This is a genomic window from Luteitalea sp. TBR-22 (assembly GCF_016865485.1).
Lineage (GTDB): Bacteria > Acidobacteriota > Vicinamibacteria > Vicinamibacterales > Vicinamibacteraceae > Luteitalea.
The window spans coordinates 4538686-4560665 of record NZ_AP024452.1; the positions used below are offsets into that span (position 1 = coordinate 4538686).

A 21980-nucleotide genomic window follows, 5' to 3' on the forward strand; every position below is an offset into this window, starting at 1 on the left:
CCTCGTCAGGCGTGCCCGTTCGGACTTGCCTCCGTGCCACCGCGACAGCGGCGACACGGCGTCCCGGGCCTGAAAGCCGGCGGACTGCCGGCCTGGCACCCGGGACTGGGTACCCTACGAATTCGAAGTTGTCGCTCGCGGACCACCCGTGGGCGTTCCGCTTGGATGTGCCCGCCAATCCCCACCGCCGGTTCGTGCTCGGCGCCCGGGATCCGGGCCTCACTTCGCGTGACTCGGAGTCAGATAGGGTGTCCTGACCCCGACAAAACCTTGCGAGGCTATCACGACACGGGGAGGGAGTGCAACCCCCGGGCCAGTTCCTCGGCATTACCGCCGGCCGGAGCCCCGAAGGGCGTCTCGGTACGCACGGCGAACGGCCAGTGTAGCACAAGAGACTGCGCCGGCGTCGCTGGTCGGTCGGCCTGCGGCCGTCGGAGCGCACGGCTTCGCGGCTCAGGCCTCAGAGATCACGGCCGACTGCCGACTGCCGACTGCCCACTGCCGACGATGTACGGCTTACGGCTGCTCGGGAGCATCCCCCGATCCAAGGCCGAGGGGCGAATGACGAAGACCGTCAGGATTTCCGCGCGATGACCCGCATGTTCGACGTCCGGCCCGTGACCCAGCGCTGCACCGTGTCCAGTAGCCCATAGACGATCAGCGCCGGCACCGAACGCTCGGAGAGCAGCCCCGACGCCCAGCGCCATCGCGGCCGGTCACGCACCACGTTCTGCAGTGTGTGGGCCCAGATGAACGGGCTCAGCAGGTACTCGGCCCGCTCCACCGCGAGTCCCTGTTGTTCGAGCAGGCCCGCCAGCGACTCGCGGGTGTACAACGACCAGTGCCTCGGGCAGTGCCACCCGCCCCATCGGTCCCGGGCCACCCAGTCGCGGTCCCACGACCCCACCGACGGGGTCTCGATCAACAGGCGTCCACCAGGAGCGAGCAGGGCCGCCGCCCGCGCCACGCAGGCCCTGGGATCGGCCAGGTGCTCGATCACCTGGTTCATGATGATGAGGTCCACCGACCCTGCCGGCCAGGCGAGTGCCTCGAACTGCGCGCAGACCATCTCGAGGCCCGTGCGCCGGAGCGCCGCGCACGCCTCCTCCGAGATGTCCACCCCGACGACCCGCCAGCTCGGGTCGCCGTCGGCCTTGATCGCCTGCAGCAACTGCCCCTCGCCGCAGCCGACCTCCATCACCGTCGCCCCCGGCGCCAGCCACCGCCGCAGCATCCGCACCCGGCTGCCCTGCACCAGCCCGCGCAGCCGCGTCGTGACCGGCCCGAGGAAGGCCGCATACCGGTAGTACGACGGCGGGTAGATGATCCCCAGCGTCTCTGGCGCCGGCCGGTTGCGCAGGTACGTCAGCCCGCACGCGCGGCACTGCACGAACACGAACTCGTTGTCGCAGGTGGCGAACTCGTGGTCGCGCGACCGGCCGACCTCGTCGGCCTCGCGACTGCCGCAGGTGCTGCAGGCGGCCTCGATCGTCGGAATCAGCATCAGGCCGCCGCCCGCCGCTGCCGGGCGCGCGCATCGGCGAGCACCCCGCGAATGGTCCCGAGGATCGACCGCGACGTCATGCCGGGCTGCAGGTAACCCGTCTCGGTCAGGTGCTCGCGGACGCGCGGGAGGTGGCAGGCCGGCACTTGCGGGAACAAGTGGTGCTCGACGTGCAGGTTCATGTTCAACGTGTAGAAGAACAGCCGGTCGACCGGGTTGGGCAGGTGCGACCGCACCGAGCACTCGCCCTCGTGGCGGAACACGTGCACGTGCTCGCAGAATGCGCGAATGCGGCTGAAGAAGAGGCCGAAGGTCGCCGCCGTCGCCGGGTAGGCCAGCACCAGCCAGGGTCGCCGCCCGCCCGCCGTGGCCAGCAGCGCAATCAGCAGCTGGACCACCACGATCGCGCCCAGCTGCGCGGCCGGCGACACGATCGGCACGTGTCGACGCGCCGGCGCGTCCCCGCCTGCCGACGAGGCCGCTGCCGCCGGGCGCGCGACGATGCCGCGCAGCGCAGCCAGGCCCATGCGCGCCGCCTGCACGCCCAGCAGCGGCTTCAGCAGGTGTGCCACCAGGCTGGCCGGGGAGGCATCCTGCAGCGTGAGGTAATCGGACTCTTCCCCGTCCTCGTCGGTGCCGCAGTGGCGGTGGTGCTGCCAGTGCAGCCGGCAGAACGCGTCGTAGCTCGTGATCAGGAAGCCGCTCGCCACCAGTCCCACCGCGTCGTTGAGCCGCTTCCGCCTGAACAGGGTGCGGTGACAGCACTCGTGCATCAGGATCGTGAGCTTGTAGACGTACGCGCCGATCACCGGGACGACCGGCGCGATCGCCACCGGTCCCCAGCGGTCGATCAGCCACGGCAGCGACGCGATGCCGGCCAGGAGCACGCCGAACAGCGCGGCGACGCCGCGCCAGCCGAAGGCATCGACCGGTTCGTACCAGGCGCGGGGCACGCGCAGGCCCGCCGGCTTCACGAGGCCGTGCACGTAGGTGACCCCGGGCGGGGGTGGCAGCGCGGGCACGTCGGCCCTACTTGCCGCCGCCGAACGCATCGGCCGGCACCGCAGGGTTCACCTGCACCGTCTTCACCGTCACCTTCTGCGCCACCGCACCGCCCACCGACGACGTGCGGGCGTGCGGCACCGTGAGGCCGCCGTCGGCGCGGTAGTCGTGATACTCGGTCAGGACGTCGGCCGGCGCGCCGGTCGGCCCCGTGCCGCGCGCGAGCAGGCTCCGGATCTGCCCGGTCTTCGGGTCGATCCCGAGCGTCATGGCGTCGCCCTCGACCTCCACGCGGACGAGCGACACCGCGGTGTCGCCGACCTTGCCCTCGCCGGCGACGGCGGCCTTGAAGCCGGGCTGCCCGCGCCGCTGCAGCAGGAAGATCGGCGAGCGCTGGATCTGCTTCAGCATCGACGTGCGCTGCGCCTCGGGCAGCGGCATCGACCCCTGCGGCCCGCCGTCGACGCTGCCGCTCGCGCCCGCGATCTTCATCGTCATGGCGCCCATCGGCGTGACCAGTTCCTGCCGGACGCGATCGGGCGGCACGACGAGCACCGTCGACTGCAGCTCGATCTCGCCCTGCGGCGTCGTGGCCGTCACCGTGGTCTCCTCGCGGTACGCCTTCACGCCATCGATCGCGGCCGCGCCGCCCATCGCCTCGACCGCCTTGCCCACGAGCGCCTTGCCGGCCTCCTCCGCGCCAGCGGCTGCCGCGCCGGTCGGCGCCGGGGCGGCCGACGACGGCGGCTCCGGAATCGAGATGTCGAGGGTCTTGACGGCGCCGAACGTGCTCAGCGGCTTGTCGCGCCCCTCGGTCGGCCCGACGACGAGGATCGCGAACTGCTCGGGCTTGATGTACTGCTTCGCCACGCGCGCCGTGTCGGCCGCGGTGACCTTCTCGATGCCGGCGCGGTAGCGCTCGAGCCAGTCGGTCGGCAGCCCGTAGTACTCGTAGACCACGTGCTGGCCGAGCACCTGCTCGGAGGTCGCCGAGTTGAAGATGAAGGAGTTGAGGATCGACTGCCTGGCGCGGGCGATCTCGGCCTCGGTCGGCGGCTCGCTGATGATTCGCCTGGCCTCGGCGACGAGCGTCTCGATCGTCTCGGCCGTCGTGGACGTCTTGGTGCTCGTGGCCATCGAGAACGGCGCGACGCGCGTGTAGCCGCTGCCGACCGAGCCGCCCACCGAGTAGGCCAGCCCCTTCTCGGTACGCACCTTCGAGAAGAGGCGCGACGTGAAGCTCCCGCTCAGCACCTCGTTGAGCACCTGCACCGGGTAGTAGTCCGGGTGCGTGCTCTTGAGCGTGCCCATGTGGCCGATGCGGATCGACGACTGCGCCACGTCGCTCTTGACGGCCTCGTACACGCCGGGCGCCGACTGCGGGCGCGGGTCGGGGAAGGTGATGGTCGCCTTCGGCCCGCGATTCCAGCTGCCGAACACCTTCGTGATCGCGGCGAGCGCATCGGCCTGCGTGACGTCGCCGTGCACGGCGATGATCGTCTGCTCGGGATGCAGGTACCTGCCGTGCCAGGCCACGAGGTCGTCGCGGGTGATCGCCTGCACCGACGCGTACGTCACCTCCCGGGCGAACGGCGTGTCGGCCCCGTACATCAGCTCGCGGAACTCCCGGCTGGCGATGCTGCCCGGGTCGTCGTTCTGCCGCGCGATCGAGGCCTCGATGCCACGCCGGGCCACCTCGAGACGCGCCGGGTCGAAGCGCGGCGTGCGCAGCACGTCGGAGAACACCTGCAGCACCTCGACCCAGTCCTGCTTCAACGCGCTCATCCCCGCCGTGCCCGCGTCGTCGCCGATGCCGGTCTCGATGGACGCCGCGCGGTCCTCGAGGTAGCGATCGAGCGCGTCGGGGGCGAGCGCCACCGTGCCGCCGGCACGCATCTGCGAGCCGGTGAGGCTGGCCACGCCGACCTTGTCGGCCGGTTCGAGCAGCGAGCCGGTGCGGAAGCGGGCCGAGACGCTCACCAGCGGCAGCTCGTGGTCCTCCATCACCAGCACCACGAGGCCGTTGGGCAGCACCGTGCGGGTCGGCTTGGGCAGGGCGAAGGCGGGCAACGCCGGGTACTTCAACTGGTCGATCGTGGTGGCCACCTGCGCGCCGGCCGGCAACGGTGCCGCGGCGACGAGGGCCCATGCGGCGAGCGCCGCGCAGACAGGGGTGCGGTTCATCGCGTGCCTCCCGTGGCCGTGGCGGCCTCGTTCTCGAGACGTGCGACGGTGCGATTGGACGCCTTGAACACCTCGGTCGCCACCCGGCGGATGTCGGCCTTGGTCACGGCCTCGGCGCGCTCGATGTAGCGGAAGATGTCGCGCCAGTCGCCCGTGAGCGTGTGGTAGGTGACCAGCTGCGACGCCAGGCCGCTGTTGCTGTCGAGCGAGCGGATCAGGTCGGCCTTGGCGCGTGTCTTGAAGCGCGCCAACTCGTCGTCGGTGACGTCCTCGGTCGCCATGCGCGTCAACTCCGCCCGCAGCGCCTCGGCCACCTTGTCGTTGCTCACGCCGCGCGCCGGCACGGCCAGCGCCAGGAACAGGTGCGGGTACTTGACGCCGGGCAGCCCGCCGCCGACCTGCGCCTGTACCGCGACCTTCTGCTTCTCGACCAGCGAGACGTACAGCCGCGAGGTGCGGCCGCGCCCGAGGATCTCGGCGATGGCGTCGTACACCGCGTCGTCGGGATGCAGCGCCGACGGCTTGTGGTAGCCCTCGATGTAGAACGGCTGCGACTTCTCGCGCAGCGTCACGGTGAGTTCCGCCGTCTGCGGCGGCTCGATGGTGCGCAGGGGCGCAGGCTTCTCGCCCTTCGGCAGGCGTCCGAAGTAGCGGTCGAGGATCGGGATGATCTCGGCCGCCTTCACGTTGCCGACGATGGCGGTGACCATGTTGGCCGGCACGTAGTAGGTGCGGAAGAACCGCTCGGCGTCGGTCATCGTGAAGCGCTGCAGGTCGCTCATGTACCCGACCGTCGGCTGCTTGTAGGGATGGGCGAGGAACGCCGTCGCGAGCATGCGCTCGATCAGCCGGCCGATCGGCTGGCTCTCGGTGCGCTGGCGCCGCTCCTCCATCACCACGTCGCGCTCCTTGTAGAACTCGCGGAACACCGGGTGGAGGAACCGCTCGGACTCGAGGTAGGCGAACAGCTCGAACTTGTTGGTCGGCAGCGAGTAGTAGTACGTCGTCGCCTCGGCGCTGGTGCTCGCGTTGAGCCCCACGCCGCCCTCGCGCGACACCGCGTCGTCGAAGGCGTTGGGCACGACGAAGGCCTGCGCCGCCGCTTCCTTCTCCTTGAAGGCTTTCAGCAGGCGGTCGATCTCGGCCTGGTCCGGCTTGAGGGCGGCGCGGGCGCGCTCGTAGGCCTGGTAGGCGGCCTCGAGTTCCTTCAAGGCCGCCTCTTCCTTCGCGAAGTCGGTCGTGCCGAGGCGCGGCGTGCCCTTGAAGGCCATGTGCTCGAACATGTGCGCCAGGCCGGTGATGCCCGGCACTTCCTGCGCCGAGCCGACGTCGACCCGCGTGGCGAACGAGAACACCGGCGCCCCTGGACGCTCGAGGATCAGAAACGTGTAGCCGTTGGGCAGCGTGTGCACCGTGAGGCGCTTCTCGAAGGACGCCAGGTCCTGCGCTCGGGTCGGTCCGGCGGCTGCCAGGACCGACACCGCCACGGCGGCGCAGACCCCGCGCCACCCTCGGAGGCTCGACTGCATCTGTGACTCTCCCATCAGGGGACCGTGACGATCCCGGACCTATTATGACGACCGCCGCTCGGGTTGGGTCGCCCGGTCATGCGGTCCGGGGTGTGGCATCGTTACGCCCTGTATGGGGCGAAGGCCCCGCCTCTGCCATGACGGCCCAGCATCCGGTTCGCATCAGCCATTACGAGATCCAGCGCGTCCTCGGCCAGGGCGGCATGGGCCTCGTGTACCTGGCGCTCGACCCGGGCCTGCAACGCCAGGTGGCCCTGAAGGTGCTCCGCGCCGACAGCGACGACCATCGCGAACGCTTCCGCCGGGAAGCCCGCATCGTGGCGCGGCTACAGCACCCCAACATCGTCCAGATCTACGCCGTCGGCGAGCACGAGCAGCAGCTCTTCATCGCCATGGAATACATCGACGGCGAGCCGCTCTCCGAGGGGCTGCGCCGGCGGGCGCCGTGGAGCCTGCAACGCCGCCTCATGATGGCCGCCGACCTCTGCGCCGGGCTCGCCTTCGCGCACCGCGCCGGCGTCGTGCACCGCGACGTGAAGCCGTCCAACCTCATGGTGGCCAACGGCTCCGGCACCGTGCGGCTGCTCGACTTCGGCATCGCCCGCGGCGCCGATTCGCTCGCCACCATGGGGCTGACCCAGCACGGCAACATCGTCGGCACCTTGAACTACATGTCGCCCGAGCAGATCACCGGGCAGCCGCTCGACCACCGCAGCGACATCTTCGCCGTCGGCGCCGTGCTCTACGAACTGCTCGCCTACCGGCAGGCCTTCCCCGGCGACAACCTCGCCACCCTCACCTACCGCATCGTCCACCTCGGCCCCGACCCGCTCCGCACGCTGCAGCCCGACCTCGATCCTGCCCTGTACGCCGTCGTCGAGCGCGCCATGGCGCGCCAACCGGAGGACCGCTATCCGCACCTCGAAGCGCTGCGGACCGACCTGCTCGGCGTCGTGTCGCGACTCGACCCGGCAGCGGCCGGCGGGCTGGCCGGCCAGGGGGCACCAGGCACGGGGGCCACGCCACAGCCGGTCATCTGGTCGCGGGCCCTCGACCCGACCGTCCTCGCCGACACGCCGGGATCGCCGCGATCCACCGCCGCCCTCGCCGAGACCGAGACAGAGACGGCACTCAGCCAGGACACTGGCAGGCGGCGCACGTGGCCTCGCGTGGCGGCGATTGGCAGCCTGGTGGCCGCGGGCGCGTTGGCCGCCTGGGTCACGGTGGGCCGGGGCGGGGCGCCCGCCCCTGACCGGCCGGGTGCGGGGGGCACGGACGGGGGCGGGACGGTGACGCGGCCAAACGACCCGATTCCCGAAGCGCCCCGCCCGGGTCGGGACGCGCCTCCCGTCGTCGCGATACGGCCGGAGCCGGGTGCGATTGATGATCCTGCCCCGCGTGCCGGAGAACGGACGCCCGAGAGGAACGCGCGCGGCGAACCGCCTCCAATCCGTCCCGACCGGCGCAAGGACGACACGCCCCCGGACTCCGGGCGTCAGGTGGGCGGAGGCTCCGGCAGTGTGACGCCGCCGACCGACTTCTCCTCCCTGCCGCCTGTCCAGCCGGGACAGCCGCCCGCGACGGAGGGCCCGGGGCCGTTACGCGGCGCCGACAGCGGGGGCGCTGCGGCAGGAACGGCGGCCCTGCCGCCGGTCGTCACCGGGCCGAGCGACGAGGACCAGGTGCAGTCGGTGCTGGCACGCTGGGCGCGTGCTTACGCCGCCCGCGACGCGCGCGGCGTGGACGAGGTGCAACCCGGCACCGCCGGCACGCTCGAGAAGCAGTTCGCCGCCCTGTCGCGCGTCGACGTGACGCTGTCGGGCTGCCGCATCGACGTGCAGGGGCCGCGCGCCAGCGCGGAGTGCGGCGAGCAGTTCACCGCCGAGACACGCTTCGGCGGCAAGCCGACCAGCGAAGCGCGGCGCCGGTCGTTCGTGCTCGACAAGACGTCGGGCACGTGGCGCATCACCGCCGCGCGCATCGTCCGGTGAGGCCGGGACGCCGGCGAGGCCGGTCTTCCTCCCGGCCTGGCGCGGCGCTCCAGCCCACCCCCTCAGAACGTGTAATCGAACCCGATCGTCGTGGTGATGCGGCTGCGCAGTCCGCCATCGGTCACCGGCAGGAGGAGGTGCGCCGACACGAGGCCCCGCGATCCCACGTTGATCTTCGTGCCCAGGGCGACGAGGCCGAGGGTGAGTGAGCCCGACCGGGCCTGGAACTCGCGGAACGAGGGCGACTGCAGGGCCGGCGACAGGATCGGTTGTCCCTGCGGCGTGTACGTGAAGGATCGCTCTCCCACGTCGAGGCGCCCGACGTCGAGCAGGGTGCGGCCCATGAACTCGCCGAGCAGCGTCACGCGGTCGGATGCGGCGTATTCGAGCCCGCCGTTGAAGTGGAACTCGTCGGGAGGCGTGGCGGCCGGCAGCAGCGACGAGGCGAGCACCGGGTCGTCACCGATGTAGTTGGCCACATCGGTGCTGCCACTGAAGGTGTAGCCGACGTTGACGTGCTGGGCGAAGCGGTCAGTGCCGGTCGAGACGACGGCGCCGAGGCGCGCCTGCGCGGCGCCGGTGCCGAGCAGGTTGCTGGCGTCGCCGGTCGGCAACCGCAGGTCGAGGGTGGCTGCGATGCCCTGTGCGCCGCGCTGCCGCAGGTTGTACTTGCTGCGCAGGATGATGTCGCCGAGGCCGCTGGCGCTGCGGGCGTCGGTGAAGGTGCGCCGCGACACGTCGCTGCCGGTCTGGAAGGTGTGCACCAGCGGCTGGAATGCCGTGCCGAGGCGCACGATCTCGGCGTCGGCCGTCGCCTCGAGGTCGACGCGCATCACCGGCACCGCGATGCCGACGTCCCAGCGCGAGGTCACGCCATAGGTGGCGAAGAAGGCGGCGATGTCGGTCGACGCCTTGATCGAGGTCCGCACCGTCACGATGTCGGACTCGAAGCCGGGGTTGAGCAGGTTGCCGTCGCCGGTGGCCTGCAGCCCGACCTGCGCCGGGCAGCAGTCGTTGTGCGGCAGCAGGAACTGGATGGAGCCGTCGTCGAGCGACTGCCCCTCGAACTGGTCGTACGACGTGTGCTGGTAGGTCGCGCCCGCCGAGAAGCGCCCCTTGCCGACGGTGAGGGACCGTTCGCCGAACGACGGCCCGAAGCTGCGCGTGGCGCGCGCCGGCAGGCCGGTGGTTTCGTCGAGCGTGAACGAGAACGCGCCGCTCGAGTTGCCGATCGGGAACGTCGCGAACTGGGTGGCCAGCAGGCGGTTGAAGTTGAGCACCACTTCGGCGGCGTCGACCTGGAAGCCGCGGCCCGACCGCGGGTCGGTGCCGACGTACAACTCGTTGAGTGGCGTGAAGTGCGCGTCGTGCGGCACCGGCGTCCCGGCGTCGAGCCTGATGCCGCCGAGGATCAGGTTCGGCAACAGCCCGGCCACGCCGGCAGGCGCCTGCGCGCCCACCGGCGCAGCCTGCAGGCACAACGCGGCCGTGAGCACGACCATCGTGGTCTGCTTGAGCATTCTGGGTGTCCTCCCGTGTAGTCGTCAACGCGGCCGGGGGCGGACGCGAACAGCAGCTCTGCGTTTTTCGGCCACGCGGTGCCGTGTGGCTTCCCGGGGCTGGGGCTGGGGGATTGGGGAGAACAGGAACTCGAAGCGGCCATTCGGCTCCCAGCGCCCAGTTCCTGCTGCTGCTCTGAACTCCCCGAACGACAACGGGCGGGACTCCCGTGTGGAAGCCCCGCCCGTCGCGTGTCCGGCCGCCGGCTCGGAAGAGCCGGCCCTCCTCGTTACTCGACCACTTCGCCCCGTTCGCGGTCGAGCAGGTCGTCCGCGTCGGACAGGTAGTCGAGATCGCGCTCGAGTTCCGCATCCTCCGGGGACGGCGGCGGCGGGGGCGGCGGCGCATCCGACGGGATGTGCACGTTGCCGTAGGCGTAGAAGCCCGTGCCCGCCGGAATCAGGCGGCCCATCGTGACGTTCTCCTTCAGGCCGCGCAGCGTGTCGACGCGCCCGGAGATGGACGCCTCGGTGAGCACGCGCGTGGTCTCCTGGAAGGAGGCCGCCGAGATGAACGAGTCGGTCGAGAGCGAGGCCTTGGTGATGCCGAGCAGCATCGGCCGGCCCTTGGCCGGGACGCCGCCTGCCGTCACCACGCGCTCGTTCTCCTCGATGAACCGGAAGCGGTCCACCACGTCGTCGATCAGGAACTCGGTGTCGCCGACATCCTCGATCTTCACCCACCGCATCATCTGGCGAACGATGACCTCGATGTGCTTGTCGTTGATGTTGACGCCCTGCAGGCGGTAGACCTCCTGGATCTCGTTGACCAGGTACTTCTGCAGTTCCCGCTCGCCGAGCACCGCGAGGATGTCGTGCGGGTTGCTCGGGCCGTCCATCAGCTGCTCGCCCGCCCGGACGCGATCGCCGTCCTGGACGTTGACGTGCACGCCACGGGGCAGGCTGTACTCCCGCGGCTCGCCGCCCTCTTCCTCGGGGACGATCATGACCTTGCGCTGGCCCTTGACGATGCCGCCGATCTTGACGATGCCGTCGATCTCGCTGATGACGGCCGCCGCCTCGCGGGGCTTGCGGGCCTCGAACAGTTCCACCACGCGCGGCAGACCGCCCGTGATGTCCTTGGTCTTGGTCGTCTCGCGGGGGATCTTCGCGAGCACGGCGCCCGGGGTCACCGCATCGCCGTCCTCCACCATGAGGTGGGCGTGCGACGGGATGTGGTACTTCCGGAGCACCTTGCCATCGAGGTTGCGGATCTCGACCAGCGGCTGCTTCTTCTCGTCGATGCCCTCGATGATGATCCGGCGCGACATGCCCGTGACCTCGTCCACCTCCTCGTGGACGGTGACGTCGGGGATGATGTCCTTGAACTTCACCGTGCCCGCCTCCTCCGTGAGGATGGAGAACGTGAACGGATCCCATTCGAGGAGCACCTGGCCGGGCTCGATCTTCTGGCCGTCGGTGACGCGCAGGCGGGCGCCGTAGATCACCTGGTAGTGCTCCACGTCGCGTCCCTTGTTGTCGCGCACCACGAGGCTGCCGTTGCGGTTCATCACGACCATGTCGCGGATGCCGCCCTCGACACCGGTCTCGACGGCCGAGATGTTCTCGAACCGCACGGTACCGGCGTGGCGTGACTCCTGCGTCGACTGCTCGGAGATGCGGGAGGCCGTGCCACCGATGTGGAACGTGCGCATCGTGAGCTGCGTGCCGGGCTCGCCGATCGACTGCGCGGCCACCACGCCGACGGCCAGGCCCATCTCCACCATGCGCCCGGTCGCGAGGTCGCGGCCGTAGCACTTGGCGCACACGCCGCGCCGGCTGGCGCAGGTGAGCACGGAGCGGATCTTGACCATCTCGATGCCCGCTTCCTGGACCACCGTGGCGAGATCCTCGGTGATCTCCTCGCTGGCCTTCACCAGCACCTCGCGGGTGATCGGGTCGATGACGTCCTCGAGCGTGACGCGGCCGATGATCCGGTCGCGCAGCGGCTCGATCGTCTCGCCGGCCTCGACGATCGGCCGGGCCTCGATGCCGTCCATCGTGCCGCAGTCGGTCTCGTGGATGATGACGTCCTGCGCCACGTCGACCAGCCGGCGGGTGAGGTAACCCGAGTCGGCGGTCTTGAGCGCCGTGTCGGCCAGGCCCTTGCGCGCGCCGTGCGTCGAGATGAAGTACTGGAGAACGGTCAGCCCTTCACGGAAGTTCGACTTGATCGGCGTCTCGATGATCTCGCCCGACGGCTTGGCCATCAGGCCGCGCATGCCCGCCAGCTGGCGGATCTGCTGCTTGGAACCACGGGCGCCCGAGTCGGCCATGATGTAGACCGGGTTGAAGGAGCTGCCCGATCGGTCGCGCTCCTCCATCTCGCCGAACATCTTGTCGGCGATCTTCTCGGTGGCGTCCGACCAGAGGGCGATCACCTTGTTGTAGCGCTCGCCGTTGGTGATGGCGCCTTCCTGGTACTGCTGCTCGACCTTGATCACCTCCGCCTCGGCGTGGTTGACCAGCTCGGCCTTCACCGACGGGATGATCAGGTCGTTGATGCCGATCGACAGGCCCGACCGCGTCGCGTACGTGAAGCCGAGCGTCTTCAGGCTGTCGAGCATCTGCACGGTCTTCTCGAGACCGAAGTGCAGGTAGCAGTACTGCACCGCCTGCTGCAGGCCCTTCTTCTTCAGCAGGCCGTTGATGAACGGCATCTCGGGCGGCAGCGAGCTGTTCCAGATCACGCGGCCGACGGTGGTGTTGATGATGCGGCGCTCCACCGTGTGCAGCGGCGTGTGCAGCACGGCCTGGTCGTCGCGGGCGACGGTCAGGTCGATCAGGTCGCCGCTGTAGCGCAGGCGGATCGGCGTGAGCGTCTCGAGTTCGCCGTTCTCCAGCGCCAGCACCACGTCGTCGAGGTTGGCAAACAGCCGGCCCTCGCCGATCGCCCCGGTCTTCGACTTGGTCAGGTAGTAGCACCCGAGCACGATGTCCTGCGACGGCACGGCGATCGGCGCGCCGTTGGCCGGGCTCAGGATGTTGTTGCTCGAGAGCATCAGCACCGAGGCCTCGATCTGCGCCTCGGGCGACAGCGGGATGTGCACCGCCATCTGGTCGCCGTCGAAGTCGGCGTTGAACGCCGTGCAGACGAGCGGGTGGATGCGGATCGCCTTGCCTTCCACCAGCACCGGCTCGAAGGCCTGGATGCCGAGGCGGTGCAGCGTCGGGGCGCGGTTGAGGAGCACCGGGTGCTCCTTGATGCACTCCTCGAGCACGTCCCACACCTCGGACCGCTGCTCCTCCACCATCTCCTTGGCCTGCTTGATGGTGGCGACCAGCCCGCGCTCCTCGAGCTTGTTGTAGATGAACGGCTTGAACAGCTCGAGCGCCATCTTCTTCGGCAGGCCGCACTGGTGGAGCTTCAGCTCCGGCCCGACGACGATGACCGAACGGCCCGAGTAGTCGACGCGCTTGCCGAGCAGGTTCTGGCGGAACCGGCCCTGCTTGCCCTTCAGCGTGTCCGACAGCGACTTGAGCGGGCGGTTGTTGGCCCCGCGCAGCACGCGGCCGCGACGCCCGTTGTCGAACAGCGCATCGACCGCTTCCTGAAGCATGCGCTTCTCGTTGCGGATGATGACGTCGGGCGCCTTGAGCTCCATCAGCTTCTTCAACCGGTTGTTGCGGTTGATGACGCGACGATAGAGATCGTTGAGGTCGGAGGTCGCGAAGCGGCCACCGTCGAGCGGCACGAGCGGGCGCAGCTCGGGCGGGATCACCGGGATCACGTCCAGGATCATCCACTCCGGGCGGTTGCTGCTCTTGCGGAACGCGTCGACCACCTTGAGGCGCTTGGCGTACTTCTGGCGCTTCTGGATCGACTGCTCGGTCTTCATCTTCTCGCGCAGTTCCACCGCGAGGGTCTCGATGTCGACGTTGCGGAGCAGGCTCTTGATCGCCTCGGCGCCCATCTGCGCCGTGAACGCCGTGAAGCCGTACTCCTCGCGCGCCTTGCGGTACTGGTCCTCGTTGAGCAGCTCGTTCTGCTTGAGCTCGGTGTCACCCGGCTCGATGACCACGTACGCCTCGAAGTAGAGGACGCGCTCGAGGTCGCGCAGCGAGATGTCGAGGAGGTGCCCGATGCGGCTGGGCAGCCCCTTGAAGAACCACACGTGGCTGACCGGCGTGGCCAGCTCGATGTGCCCCATCCGCTCGCGGCGGACACGGGCCTGGGTCACCTCGACGCCGCACTTGTCGCAGATGACGCCGCGGTGCTTCATCCGCTTGTACTTGCCGCAGAGGCATTCCCAGTCGGTGACCGGTCCGAAGATCCGGGCACAGAACAGGCCATCCCGTTCCGGCTTGAACGTGCGGTAGTTGATCGTCTCGGGCTTGGTGACCTCACCGTAGGACCACTGCCGGATCTTGTCTGGCGAGGCCAGGCTGATCCGGATCGAGTCGAAGTCGGCGGTCAGGGTGCCCTTGGTCGAGAAGTCTGGTCTCATGGTGCGTTACACCCCCTGCCCCACGGGCTCGAGCGGGGCCGGTTCCTCGGCCACCACCGGTGCGGGCCGGGCCCGCAGCTTGACGAGTTCCACGTCGAGGCACAGGGCCTGGAGTTCGCGGATGAGGACGTTGAACGATTCGGGCAGCCCCGGCGTGAAGCTGGCGTCGCCCTTGACGATCGCTTCGTAGATCTTGGCGCGACCGGTCACGTCGTCGGACTTGGCCGTCAGCAGTTCCTGCAGGATGTGCGCGGCGCCATACGCCTCGAGCGCCCACACCTCCATCTCGCCGAACCGCTGGCCGCCGAACTGCGCCTTGCCGCCCAGCGGCTGCTGGGTGATCAGCGAGTACGGCCCGATCGACCGCGCGTGGATCTTGTCGTCGACCAGGTGCGACAGCTTGAGCATGTAGATGTAGCCGACGGTCACCTTCTGCTCGAACTGCTGCCCGGTCATGCCGTCGAACAGGACGGTCTTGCCCTGCTGGGGCAGCCCGGCCAGCCCGAGGTACTGCTGGATCTCGTCCTCCTTCGCGCCGTCGAACACCGGCGTCGCGAAGTGCACGCCCTCGCGGAGCGTGCTCGTGAAGGCCGCCACGTCCTCCATCGTGCCGGTCGCGACGACCTGCTTGACGCGATCGGAGTTCGGGAACACGGTCGACAGCCGCGCCTTGACCTCCTCGATCGCCCGCTGATCCTTCACCATCGCGTCGAGCTGCTCGCCGATGCCGTGCGCGGCCCACCCGAGGTGGGTCTCGAGGATCTGCCCGACGTTCATACGCGAGGGCACGCCGAGCGGGTTCAGCACGATCTCCACCGGACGGCCGTCCGGCAGGTACGGCATGTCCTCTTCCGGCAGGATGCGCGCGATCACGCCCTTGTTGCCGTGCCGGCCGGCCATCTTGTCGCCCACCGACAGCTTGCGCTTCATGGCGACGTAGACCTTGACCAGCTTGATCACGCCCGGCGGCAGCTCGTCGCCGCGGCGGATCTTCTCCTTCTTCTCCTCGAAGACCTCGCGCGTCACCTCGACCTGCCGGTCGGTGCGTTCCTCGATCTCGCGCAGCGCGTCCTCGACCCGCGGGTCGCTGGCCTCGATGCGGGCCCGCACCAGCGACAGGAACGGCACGTCGTGCATCAGCTCGCGCGTCAGCACCGTGCCCTTCTTCACCAGCCGCTGCTGGCCGTGCTGGTCGAACAGGTCGGTGCGGAGCGTCTGCCCGTCCAGCAACGCCATCACGCGCTTCTTCACCTCGTCGTGAAGGATGCGGATCTCGTCCTGGAGGTTCTTCTCCATCATCTCGAGCTCTTCGGCCTCGATGGCCTTGGCCCGGTCGTCCTTCTCGATGCCCTTGCGCGAGAAGATCTTGACGCCGACGATGATGCCCTCGATGCCCGGCGGGCAGGTCAGCGACGCGTCCTTCACGTCGCCGGCCTTCTCGCCGAAGATGGCGCGCAGCAGCTTCTCTTCCGGCGTGAGCTGCGTCTCGCCCTTCGGCGTCACCTTGCCGACGAGGATGTCGCCCGGCTTGACGTAGGCGCCGATGCGGATGATGCCGCTCTCGTCGAGGTCGCGCAGGTAGTTCTCGCCGACGTTGGGGATGTCGCGCGTGATCTCCTCGGGCCCGAGCTTGGTGTCGCGGGCTTCGATCTCGAACTCCTCGATGTGGATGGAGGTGTAGTAGTCCTCCTTGACCAGCTTCTCGGAGACGAGGATGGCGTCCTCGAAGTTGTAGCCGCGCCACGGCATGAACGCGACCAGCACGTTGCGGCCGAGCGCCAGCTCGCCCATCTCCGTGCACGGCCCGTCGGCCAGCACCTGCCCGCGCAGCACCTTCTGGCCCTGGCGGACGATCGGGCGCTGGTTGATGCAGGTGTTCTGGTTGGACCGCTTGAACTTGATCAGGTTGTAGATGTCGGCGCCCATCTCGCTCGACACCTGGTCGCCGTCGACGCGCACGACGATGCGCTGGCTGTCGACGTAGTCCACCACGCCGGCGCGGCGCGCCAGCGTCACGGCGCCGGAGTCGCGGGCGGTGATGTACTCCATGCCCGTGCCCACGTACGGGGCCTTGGCGCGGAGCAGCGGCACGGCCTGGCGCTGCATGTTGCTGCCCATCAGCGCGCGGTTCGCGTCGTCGTTCTCGAGGAACGGGATGAGCGAGGCCGCCACCGACACCAGCTGCTTGGGCGAGACGTCGATGAACTGGATGGTCTCGCGCGGCGCAAGGATGAAGTTGCCGGCCTGGCGCGCGTTGACGCGCTCGGCGACGAACTGCCCGTCGGGCCCGACCTCGGCGTTGGCCTGCGCGATGATGTACTGGTCCTCCTCCCACGCCGAGAGGTAGAACGGGTGCGGCTCGACCTCGAGCTCCTTGTGCGCCTTCCTGACGGCCGCCGCCTCGTCGGCCCGCACCACCGCCCCGGCCTCGAGCTTGCCGGCGCCGACCGTGACCTTCACGTAATCGACGACGAACCCGTTCTCGACCTTGCGGTACGGCGACTCGATGAAGCCGAACTCGTTGATGCGCGCGTAGGACGACAGCGACGAGATCAGGCCGATGTTCGGCCCTTCAGGCGTCTCGATCGGGCAGATGCGCCCGTAGTGCGTCGGGTGCACGTCGCGCACCTCGAAGCCGGCCCGCTCGCGCGACAGGCCGCCCGGCCCGAGCGCCGAGAGACGCCGCTTGTGCGTGATCTCGGAGAGCGGGTTGGTCTGGTCCATGAACTGCGACAGCTGCGAGCTGCCGAAGAACTCGCGGATCGCCGCCATCACCGGCTTGGCGTTGATCAGGTCGTGCGGCATGGCGGTGGCCATTTCCTGGTACACCGACATCTTTTCCTTGATCGCACGCTCCATCCGGACCAGGCCGATGCGGAACTGGTTCTCGAGCAGCTCGCCCACCGAGCGCACGCGCCGGTTGCCGAGGTGATCGATGTCGTCCACGTTGGCCGGGTTGCGGCGCAGCTTCAGCAGGTACTTGATGACCTCGTAGAAGTCCTGCGGGTGCAGCACCTTCTCGTCGAGCGGCGTCTGCAGCTTCAGCTTGGTGTTCAGCTTCAGCCGGCCGACGCGCGAGAAGTCGTACTTCTGCGGGTTGAAGAACATGCTCTCGAAGAGCGAGCGCGAGCTCTCGAGGGTCGGCGGATCGCCCGGGCGCAGGCGTCGGTAGATCTCGATCAGCGCCTCCTCGTGGGTGCGGATCGGGTCCTTCTTGAGCGTCGCCGACAGCACCGGCCCGACTTCGTCCTTCTCGGGGAAGAAGATGTCGATGCGCTCGATCTGCTTCTCCTGCGCCATCGCGATGACGCGCGCCGAGAGCTCCTCGTTGGCCTCGAGCAACACCTCACCCGACGCCGGGTCGACCACGTCGGCCGCCGCGTAGGGCTGCTCGCCCTCGAGCTGGCTCAGGTCGACGGGGACCTCGGTGATCCCGGCGTGGCGCAGCGCGCGGATCGCCGCCTTGGTGATCCGCTTGCCGCGCGTCAGGGCCACCTCGCTGCCGGGGATGGTCATGTCCTCGCCGGCGCGCCAGTCCACCGGGCTGTCGTTGACCGCCCACAGGACCTGGTCGCCCTTCAGGTGCAGCGAGTCGATCGAGTAGAACGCGCGCAGCATCTCGTCGGCGTTGCGCAGGCCGAGGGCCCGCAGGAACACCGTGCCGAGGAACTTGCGCTTGCGGTCGATGCGCACGTACAGCAGGTTCTTGCTGTCGTACTCGAACTCGACCCACGAGCCGCGGTACGGGATGAGCTGCCCGATGAACAGCGTCTTGTCTTCCGTGTGGAAGAAGGCGCCCGGCGACCGGTGCAGCTGCGAGACGATGACGCGCTCGGTGCCGTTGATGATGAACGTCCCGTGATCGGTCATCAGCGGGATGTCGCCGAAGTAGACCTCCTGCTCCTTGATGTCGCGGATGGTCTTGGCGCCCGTCTCGGGGTCCTTGTTCCAGACCACGAGGCGGATCGTCACCTTGAGCGGGATCGCATACGTCATCCCGCGCTCGAGGCACTCGTTGATGTCGTACTTGAGGTTGAGCGCCATGCGGCGCCCGCCGATCTCGTGGACCAGCCCCCGAGCCTCATCGCCCCAGCCGCACTCGTCCCAGTTGCCGATCGAGTACTCGATGAACTCCAGCGAGGAGTTCTCGCGGAAGTCCGAGATCGGGAACACGGACTTGAACACGGCCTGCAGGCCGACGTCCTCGCGCTCGGCCGGCAGCGTGTACATCTGCAGGAACCGGTCGTAGGACTTCTTCTGGATTTCGATGAGGTTGGGAATCGGGACCGTGGTCCGGATCTTGGAAAAGTCGATGCGCTCGCGGTAGACGTTCTTGGCCAGGCTGCTGCTCATACTTCTCGATTCCCCCGGGTCGGTTCCGCCACGAACCACCCGTCGCACGAGGTCTTCGGAGGCAAATCACACAAATGGCGAAAGCCGCGCGGCCCTGACGGCCCGACCTGGCGGGGTCGGGCACGCCTCGAGGGGCACACGCGGCTCGCGAACAAGCCGGACCGTGCTACTTGATCTCGACCTTCGCGCCGGCCTCTTCGAACTTCTTCTTGATCGCGTCGGCCTCTTCCTTGGGCACGCCTTCCTTGATCGCCTTCGGCGCGCCCTCGACCAGATCCTTGGCTTCCTTCAGACCGAGCGAGGTCACTTCGCGGACGGCCTTGATCACGTTGATCTTGTTGGCACCGGCCTCGAGGAGGACGACGTTGAACTCGGTCTTCTCCTCGACAGGGGCCGCCGCCGCTGCGCCGCCCGCAGCCGCCACCACCACCGGGGCCGCCGCCGCGGCCGAAACGCCGAGTTCCGACTCGAGCGTCTTGACGAGCTTGGACAGCTCCATCACCGAGATGTTCTTGATGTACTCGACCACCTGATCCTGCGTCACGTCTGCCATTGTCCGAATCTCCTTACTGTCGACTATCAGCGCTCTGCGTCCGGCTTTCAGCTATCAACGGTCTCCATCGCTGACGTTCCGCATGACCGGGACACAGCAGATGCCTGATAGCTGACAGCGACCTCGTGTATGACCGCCGGCCGCGCCGGCGATCCCTCCCTACTCGCCCTTCTTCTTCTCCACCTGCGACAGGACGTTCATCAGGTCCCGCGGCGCCGCGCTCAGCACGCTGACGATCTGGACCATCGGGGCCTGCAGCAGGTACAGCAGCTTGGCGTACAGCTCGGGCTTGCCCGGCATGTTCGCCAGTTCGTTCACGGCGGGACCCGTGACCACGTCGCCCTGCACGACCGCCGCCTTCAGCACGAGGGCCGGGGCCGTCTTGGCAAACGTCGTCAGCACCTTCGCGAGCGCGACCGGATCGTCGCCGCTGAAGGCGACCGCCGTCGTGCCCGTGAAGTGGGGCGTGAGCGCCTCGAAGGGCGTGCCCGCCATGGCGCGGCGAGCGAGGGTGTTCTTGACCACCTTGTACGAGCCCTGCACGGCCCGCACCTGCCGGCGCAGTTCGGTGACCTCGGGGACCTTCAGCCCCTTGTACTCCATCACGATCAGGCTCTCGGCCTTCCCGAAGGATTCCGTGAGCTGGCCGAGTTCCAGTTGCTTGTCAGCGCGAGATACAGCCATGGTCTCTCTCCCTACTTGACGAGCGACTCGACATGCGAGGTGTCGATCGCCACGCCGGGGCCCATGGTCGAGCTGACCGTCAGGCTCTTGAGGTACTTGCCCTTGGCCGCCGCGGGCTTCGCCTTCATCACGCTGTCGAACAGGGCGTGCGCGTTGGCCAGGAGGTTCTCGGTCGGGAACGACACCTTGCCGATCGGCGCGTGCACGATGCCGGTCTTGTCCACCCGGAACTCGACCTTGCCCGCCTTGATCTCCTGCACGGCCTTGGTGATGTCGGTCGTGACCGTCCCCGTCTTCGGATTGGGCATCAAGCCGCGCGGGCCGAGCACCTTGCCCAGGCGCCCCACCGCCCGCATCATGTCGGGCGTCGCCACGACCGCATCGAAGTCGGTCCAGCCGCCCGAGATCTTCTCGACCAGTTCCTCGCCGCCCACCGCATCGGCGCCGGCGGCTTCCGCCTCGCGCTGCTTCTCGGGATTGGCGATCACCAGCACCCGCTTGGTCTTGCCGAGCCCGTGCGGCAGCACCACCGTGCCACGCACCATCTGGTCGGCATGCTTGGGATCGACGCCAAGGCGCATCGCGACCTCGACGGTCTCGTCGAACTTCGTGTACTTCAGCTTCTGGATGAGGGGAATGGCCTCATCCAGCACGTACGGGCGCTCCTCGACCTGCGCGCGCGCCGCCGCGTACTTCTTCCCGGGAGTGGGCATGTGCTACCTCCGTGGTGCAGTCGGCCGACGAGCGGCCTCCCACGTTGTGTCGAATCCCCGTAATTTGAAATGTGAAACCTCAAATTGCGCGGGGTACCACCTGTCAGCCGACGACGTCGAGGCCCATCGAGCGGGCCGTGCCGGCCACGCTGCGCATGGCCGCGTCGAGCGACTCGCAGTTCAGGTCGGGCAGCTTCAGGCGCGCGATCTCCTCGACCTGCGCCTTGGTCACCGTGCCGACCTTGTTCTTGTTCGGCTCGGCCGAGCCCTTGGGCACGTTCGCGGCGCGCTTGAGCAGCACCGGAGCGGGCGGCGTCTTCAGCACGAAGGTGTACGACCGATCGGCGTACACCGTCACCACCACGGGGATGATGAGACCGTCCTGGCCGGCGGTCTTCGCGTTGAAGTTCTTGCAGAAGTCCATGATGTTGACGCCCTGCGGACCGAGCGCGGTCCCGACAGGGGGCGCCGGCGTTGCCTTGCCGGCGGCGATCTGGAGCTTCACGAGTGCTTGAACCTTCTTGGCCATGTGTCTTCGAACCGTCCCTGCTGCGTTCCGGGCCTAGAGCTTCTCGACCTGCAGGAAGTCGAGCTCCACCGGCGTGGACCGCCCGAAGATCGTCACCATGACCTTCAGCGTGCTGCGCTCGGTATTGACCTCGTCCACCGTGCCGTTGAAGTTGGTGAACGGCCCCTCGTTGATGCGCACCTGGTCGCCCTTCTCGAAGTGGTACTTCGGCTTGGGCTTCTCGGCACTCTCGCGCACCTGCGCGAGGATGTTGTCCACTTCTTCGCGGGTCAGCGGCGTCGGCTTGGCGCCCGCTCCCACGAACCCGGTGACCTTCGGGGTGTTCTTCACCACGTGCCACGCGTCGTCGGTCATCTGCATCTCGACGAAGAGATAGCCGGGGAAGATGCGCTTGCGCATCTCGGCCTTGCGGCCGCTGCGCATCTCCATGACCGTTTCCTGCGGCACGAGGACCTCGCCGAACTTGTCCTCGAGGCCGTAGGCCTGCACGCGCTGCTCGAGCGACTCCTTGACCTTGTTCTCGAAGCCCGAGTACGTGTGGACGATGTACCAGCTGAGCGACGGCCCCGGCGATGCCGCGCCTTCCTGCACCTCGCTCATGCCGCCCCTCCGAAGCTGCGGAAGATCCACTCGACGAGCTTGTTGAAGGCTGCGTCGACCGCGAACAGGTAGATGCCCATCACCAGCGAGAAGGCGATCACGACGATGGTCGTGGCCTGCACTTCGCGCTGCGTCGGCCAGGTGACGCGCCCGACCTCCTCGCGCACCTTGGCAAGGAAATCCTTGCCGCGCGCCCACCAGCCCAGCGGGCCGGCGGTCGCCACCACGGGCGTTTCCGCCTCGCGACGGCCTGCCTGTGCGTCCTTGACGTTGTCCACCATCGCGGTCTTCACGCTGCGGTTCCTTCAGTGCAGACGCCCGGGCGCGCATC

At 68.7% G+C, this 21980-nt stretch carries 14 protein-coding genes; 1 reads left to right on the forward strand and 13 read right to left on the reverse strand.

The window, feature by feature from the left end:
• Positions 1-574 precede the first annotated feature (574 nt).
• The 4 genes from TBR22_RS19085 to TBR22_RS19100 are packed head-to-tail and all read right to left on the reverse strand — an operon-like array spanning position 575 to position 6219.
• On the reverse strand, positions 575-1504 hold the full coding sequence (locus TBR22_RS19085; protein ID WP_239489427.1) for a bifunctional 2-polyprenyl-6-hydroxyphenol methylase/3-demethylubiquinol 3-O-methyltransferase UbiG: 930 nt from the start codon (positions 1502-1504) through the stop codon (positions 575-577).
• On the reverse strand, positions 1504-2526 hold the full coding sequence (locus tag TBR22_RS19090; protein ID WP_239489428.1) for a fatty acid desaturase: 1023 nt from the start codon (positions 2524-2526) through the stop codon (positions 1504-1506). The genes TBR22_RS19085 and TBR22_RS19090 overlap by 1 nt, the downstream gene beginning before the upstream one ends.
• Positions 2527-2533: 7 nt before the next feature.
• Complete coding sequence (locus TBR22_RS19095) at positions 2534-4690, reverse strand: pitrilysin family protein (protein ID WP_239489429.1); 2157 nt, start codon at positions 4688-4690, stop codon at positions 2534-2536.
• A complete protein-coding gene (locus TBR22_RS19100) occupies positions 4687-6219 on the reverse strand; it encodes a pitrilysin family protein (RefSeq protein WP_239489430.1) in 1533 nt (510 codons plus the stop codon). Before TBR22_RS19100 ends, TBR22_RS19095 begins: the two co-directional genes overlap by 4 nt.
• 137 nt (positions 6220-6356) lie before the next feature.
• On the opposite strand from TBR22_RS19100, the gene TBR22_RS19105 reads away from it, so the two are divergent.
• Positions 6357-8210, forward strand: coding sequence for a serine/threonine-protein kinase (locus TBR22_RS19105; RefSeq protein WP_239489431.1), 1854 nt, complete (start codon positions 6357-6359; stop codon positions 8208-8210).
• Positions 8211-8272: 62 nt separating this feature from the next.
• Here TBR22_RS19105 and TBR22_RS19110 read toward each other — a convergent pair whose 3' ends face one another.
• From TBR22_RS19110 to secE, 9 genes are all read right to left on the reverse strand, one after another.
• Complete coding sequence (locus TBR22_RS19110; RefSeq protein ID WP_239489432.1) at positions 8273-9730, reverse strand: transporter; 1458 nt, start codon at positions 9728-9730, stop codon at positions 8273-8275.
• 269 nt (positions 9731-9999) lie between these two features.
• Positions 10000-14217 carry a DNA-directed RNA polymerase subunit beta' gene (gene rpoC / locus TBR22_RS19115; protein ID WP_239489433.1) on the reverse strand — a complete coding sequence of 1406 codons (4218 nt, stop codon included), beginning with the start codon at positions 14215-14217 and terminating at the stop codon, positions 10000-10002.
• Positions 14218-14223: 6 nt separating this feature from the next.
• Positions 14224-18570 carry a DNA-directed RNA polymerase subunit beta gene (gene rpoB / locus TBR22_RS19120; RefSeq protein WP_239489434.1) on the reverse strand — a complete coding sequence of 1449 codons (4347 nt, stop codon included), beginning with the start codon at positions 18568-18570 and terminating at the stop codon, positions 14224-14226.
• A 166-nt stretch (positions 18571-18736) separates the two neighbouring features.
• Positions 18737-19123 (reverse strand): 50S ribosomal protein L7/L12, encoded by a 387-nt coding sequence (gene rplL, locus TBR22_RS19125; RefSeq protein ID WP_239489435.1) that lies wholly within the window; start codon positions 19121-19123, stop codon positions 18737-18739.
• Between the two features lie 159 nt (positions 19124-19282).
• Positions 19283-19807, reverse strand: coding sequence for a 50S ribosomal protein L10 (gene rplJ / locus TBR22_RS19130; protein ID WP_239489436.1), 525 nt, complete (start codon positions 19805-19807; stop codon positions 19283-19285).
• A gap of 11 nt (positions 19808-19818) precedes the next feature.
• On the reverse strand, positions 19819-20520 hold the full coding sequence (rplA, locus tag TBR22_RS19135; protein WP_239489437.1) for a 50S ribosomal protein L1: 702 nt from the start codon (positions 20518-20520) through the stop codon (positions 19819-19821).
• 103 nt (positions 20521-20623) lie between these two features.
• Positions 20624-21049, reverse strand: a complete 426-nt coding sequence (gene rplK / locus TBR22_RS19140; RefSeq protein ID WP_239489438.1) for a 50S ribosomal protein L11 — start codon at positions 21047-21049, stop codon at positions 20624-20626.
• Positions 21050-21082: 33 nt separating this feature from the next.
• A complete protein-coding gene (gene nusG / locus TBR22_RS19145) occupies positions 21083-21649 on the reverse strand; it encodes a transcription termination/antitermination protein NusG (RefSeq protein WP_239489439.1) in 567 nt (188 codons plus the stop codon).
• Positions 21646-21942, reverse strand: coding sequence for a preprotein translocase subunit SecE (gene secE, locus TBR22_RS19150; protein ID WP_239489440.1), 297 nt, complete (start codon positions 21940-21942; stop codon positions 21646-21648). The genes nusG and secE overlap by 4 nt, the downstream gene beginning before the upstream one ends.
• Positions 21943-21980 lie beyond the last annotated feature (38 nt).

Excerpts from the sequence above, each read along its gene's own strand:
- TBR22_RS19085 (WP_239489427.1), bottom strand. The coding sequence starts at position 1,504 with ATGCTGATTCCGACGATCGAGGCCGCCTGCAGCACCTGCGGCAGTCGC.
- TBR22_RS19095 (WP_239489429.1), bottom strand. The coding sequence starts at position 4,690 with ATGAACCGCACCCCTGTCTGCGCGGCGCTCGCCGCATGGGCCCTCGTC.
- TBR22_RS19100 (WP_239489430.1), bottom strand. The coding sequence starts at position 6,219 with ATGCAGTCGAGCCTCCGAGGGTGGCGCGGGGTCTGCGCCGCCGTGGCG.
- TBR22_RS19105 (WP_239489431.1), top strand. The coding sequence starts at position 6,357 with ATGACGGCCCAGCATCCGGTTCGCATCAGCCATTACGAGATCCAGCGC.
- TBR22_RS19110 (WP_239489432.1), bottom strand. The coding sequence starts at position 9,730 with ATGCTCAAGCAGACCACGATGGTCGTGCTCACGGCCGCGTTGTGCCTG.
- rpoC (WP_239489433.1), bottom strand. The coding sequence starts at position 14,217 with ATGAGACCAGACTTCTCGACCAAGGGCACCCTGACCGCCGACTTCGAC.
- rpoB (WP_239489434.1), bottom strand. The coding sequence starts at position 18,570 with ATGAGCAGCAGCCTGGCCAAGAACGTCTACCGCGAGCGCATCGACTTT.
- rplL (WP_239489435.1), bottom strand. The coding sequence starts at position 19,123 with ATGGCAGACGTGACGCAGGATCAGGTGGTCGAGTACATCAAGAACATC.
- rplJ (WP_239489436.1), bottom strand. The coding sequence starts at position 19,807 with ATGGCTGTATCTCGCGCTGACAAGCAACTGGAACTCGGCCAGCTCACG.
- rplA (WP_239489437.1), bottom strand. The coding sequence starts at position 20,520 with ATGCCCACTCCCGGGAAGAAGTACGCGGCGGCGCGCGCGCAGGTCGAG.
- rplK (WP_239489438.1), bottom strand. The coding sequence starts at position 21,049 with ATGGCCAAGAAGGTTCAAGCACTCGTGAAGCTCCAGATCGCCGCCGGC.
- nusG (WP_239489439.1), bottom strand. The coding sequence starts at position 21,649 with ATGAGCGAGGTGCAGGAAGGCGCGGCATCGCCGGGGCCGTCGCTCAGC.